The following is a 2701-nucleotide window of genomic DNA, read 5'->3' as shown; positions in this document are numbered from 1 at the left end:
CCGTCTTGATCGGCGAGAGGCGGCCGGCGCGGTCGCGCCAGGGCATCGGCGGCAGCCGGACGGGGTGCCGGCGGGCGAGATCGGGGGCGAGCGACGGGCGAGCCATGGTTCCCTTCTACCCGCCGGGCGGGCCGAAGCGCACGTCACGACCGATCACGATCGCGTCGGCGGCTCCGCGAGCGGCGCGACGTCGACCCCGACCTCGATCGTGTGGTCGCGGCCGCCGACGACGACGCCGTTGATCGGCGCCACGTCGCCATAGTCCCGACCCCAGCCGACGGTGACGTGCCCGATGCCGGGCAGCAGGTCGTTGGTCGGATCGAGGTCGACCCAGCCGAAGGGCGGGCACCAGGCGGCGAACCAGGCGTGGCTGGCGTCGGCGCCGACGAGGCGCGGCATGCCGGGCGGCGGGCTGGTCAGCAGGTAGCCCGAGACGTAGCGCGCCGGCAGGCCGATCGCGCGCAGGCAGGCGATCCCGACATGGGCGAGGTCCTGGCAGACCCCGGCGCGGATCGCGAACACCCGGTCGACCGGCGTCGTCGCGTCGGTCACCGTCGTGTCGTAGCGGAAGTCGGCATGGATGCGGCCCATCAGGTCGATCGCTCCGGCGAGCACCGGGCGGCCCGGCGTGAAGCTCGCCAGCGCATAGTCCGAGAGATCGAGCGACGGCCGTACCAGCGGCGAATCGAAGAGGAATTCCACCGCCGCGCGCTCCTCGACGTCGGCGGCCTCCTCCAGCCGCCGGCGCACCGCCTCCCACGGCCAGGAGCCGGCCGGGTCGGGCTCCGGCAGGGTTGCCTCGACCACCCGGCTCTCGGCCAGGATCTCCAACGTCGTGTGCGGGTCCTCGAGCGCCAGCCACTCCGCGCGGTTGCCGAAGGCGTCGAGGCGCTCGACCCGGCGCGTCGGCTCGGGCGTCACCCGGACGGCGCAGTCGATCACCGACTGCCGCGTCGTCGGCCGCGGCGCCAGGTGCAGGAGATGTTGCGACTGCGCCACCGGCTGCAGGTAGCGGTAGATGGTGCGATGGCGGACGCGATACTCCATCACGTCCCCTCCCCCCTCGGCGCCGAGCCGGTGCGGCGGCGCGGCGAGGGCCGGAAGTAGCGATCGGCCAGCGCGTCGGACAGGCCCTGCAGCGCGCGGCCGACGGCATCCGACAGCGCAGCGACGGCGGCCGGCCCGGCCAGCGCCGCCGGGTCGGACCGGCGCAGGCGGACGAGCAGCGGCACGATCCCGTCCTCCTCGCCCGGACCGCCCGCGGCATCCTCGCGCAGCTCCGCCAGGTGCCGGGCGAGGGTGGCGATCTGGTAGGCGGCCGAGCGCGGGTTGCTCTCGTCGAGCAGGAGCAGGTCGAGGACCGGCGGCGCCTGGAAGGTGCCGAGGTAGCGGAAGCGGTAGGTCATGGCGCTGTCGGCGATCTCGAGCGCCATCTGCATGCGCTCGACGGCGCGCTCGCCGGGCTCGCCGACGAGCTGACGGGCCACCCAGGCGGCGCCGACGCCGCGCTCGATGCGGCGGCCGAGATCGAGGAAGAGCCAGTTCGGCCCGCGCGTCATGTTCTCCGCCGACAGGCCGGACAGGGCCGCCGACCGGCGGATCAGCATGTCGAGCCGGGCGGCGAGCTCGACCAAGTCGCCCGGGGCCTCGCCCTCGTCGCCGGTCAGGGCGAGGATGCTGCGCCAATGGTCGAGCGAAAGCCGGTCGCGCACCGACCAGGCGGTGCGCCGGACGCCGGCGAAGGTGCGCACCAGGCCGTACGGGTGGTTGCGGTCGCCCGCCAGCGCCAGCATCTCGCGCGCCAGGGCCGCGCCGTCGCCGGCCTCGGCCGCCGCCACCGCCGCCTCGCTCGCCTGGGCATAGGGAATGAGCAGGCGCCGCGCCAGCTCCGGCGCGCCGCCCGCATCCGGGCCGGCATCGTCGCCGAGCCGCCGGACCACGGCCCGGATCGTCCGCGCCAGCGCCTCCGACCGCTCGGCATAGCGGCCGAGCCACAGGAGGTTGTCGAGCGCCCGGCTCGGCGGCTCGTCGCCGACGCGGCGGATCGGCAGCGGCTCGGACTTGGGACGCAGCAGCGAGAATCGATCCGCCGGCCGGTCCGAGACGACCCAGACATCCTTGCCGGCGGCCCCCGACTGCATCGAGAGCGTGGCGCGCTCGCCGTCGCCCTGGCCGACCCGCGCCAGCCCGCCCGGCAGCACGACGTAGCCGTCCGGCGTCCAGGCGGCGAAGACGCGCAGTGCGACCGGCCGCGGCACCAGGCGGGCGCCCTCCAGCGTCGGCGCGAGGCAGGGCGGCAGCACCTCCTGCACCGCCAGCGTGGCTCCCCGCCGCTCCATCTCGGCCGCGAGGCGGGCGCGGGCGGCGCGGTCCATGGCGGCCCCCAGGCGCGCGGTCGAGCCGCGGGCGAAGAGCGGCGACGAATCGAAAGCGTCGCGGACGACGGAGCGGTCGAGCGCGGCCAGCGCGGCGCGCCGGCCGGCCGCGGTGCCGCACCAGTGCGTCGGCACGCCCGGCAGGAGAAGGTCCTCGGCCAGGAGCGACCGGCAGAGGCCGGGCAGGAACGCCGCCATCCCCGGCGCCTCGACGACGGCGCCGCCAAGCGGGTTTGCGAGCACGACGCGGCCGGCCCGCGCCGCCTCGACCAGCCCCGGCACGCCGAGCGAGGAATCGGCCTTGAGCTCGAGCGGATCGCAGAAGA

The 2701-nt window shown here is 76.0% G+C and carries 2 protein-coding genes; both read right to left on the bottom strand.

Annotated elements, in window-relative coordinates; all coding sequences use genetic code 11:
- Positions 1-153 precede the first annotated feature (153 nt).
- Positions 154-1047 carry a transglutaminase N-terminal domain-containing protein gene (locus ACE3Q3_RS23805; protein ID WP_374450253.1) on the bottom strand — a complete coding sequence of 298 codons (894 nt, stop codon included), beginning with the start codon at positions 1045-1047 and terminating at the stop codon, positions 154-156.
- The coding region (locus ACE3Q3_RS23800; protein WP_374450251.1) for an alpha-E domain-containing protein at positions 1047-2701 on the bottom strand (1655 nt) is incomplete at its 5' end. The genes ACE3Q3_RS23800 and ACE3Q3_RS23805, both read right to left, overlap by 1 nt.

The organism is Allostella sp., assembly GCF_041913585.1.
Classification (GTDB): Bacteria; Pseudomonadota; Alphaproteobacteria; order ATCC43930; family Allostellaceae; genus Allostella.
Note: the sequence above shows the minus strand (reverse complement) of the source record. Positions and strands in the feature narration are given on the sequence as shown.

Bases quoted from the DNA above. Each gene is read 5' to 3' on its own strand.
- ACE3Q3_RS23805 (WP_374450253.1), bottom strand. From the start codon at position 1,047: ATGGAGTATCGCGTCCGCCATCGCACCATCTACCGCTACCTGCAGCCG.